The sequence below is a fragment of the Bradyrhizobium sp. NBAIM08 genome (assembly GCF_020193935.1).
Lineage (GTDB): Bacteria > Pseudomonadota > Alphaproteobacteria > Rhizobiales > Xanthobacteraceae > Bradyrhizobium > Bradyrhizobium yuanmingense.
In genome coordinates this window covers 1-386 of the sequence record NZ_JADYVR010001272.1, presented here as the reverse complement: position 1 = coordinate 386, position 386 = coordinate 1, and the positions used below count along the sequence as shown (strand labels likewise).

The following is a 386-nucleotide window of genomic DNA, read 5'->3' as shown; positions in this document are numbered from 1 at the left end:
CACTACACCATAAGAACTTCTGATTTTTAGCTGATCTACCCATTGCGCATTAAAGAACGCTTCTTTGTGAATGTTCCAGCCACCGCCTACTGACCAAAAAGTACCCCAGCGTGATTGCTCAGCAAACCTGGAATTACCATCTCTTCTTATACTTGCGGATATAAAGTATCTGCCTTTATAATCGTAGTTAGCACGGGATAAATAACTTTCTATCCGGTAACGATCTGTATAAGAAGTAGCTGCATTGATAGTAGTAAAATTGTTCAGTTCGGTATTACCGGATACCGTTTGAACCTGCCGGAAACCCCTTTGACCCTGTGCAAAAAGGTTATAAGACTCATGACCAACCAATACATCCACACTATGGTCTCCCAGTTTCTTGTTAT

General features: G+C 41.2%; 1 pseudogene. It reads right to left on the bottom strand.

The annotated features are described in order from the left end of the window. A pseudogene (locus I6F37_RS44485) lies at positions 1-360 on the bottom strand (TonB-dependent receptor); the annotation flags it as partial. Positions 361-386 lie beyond the last annotated feature (26 nt).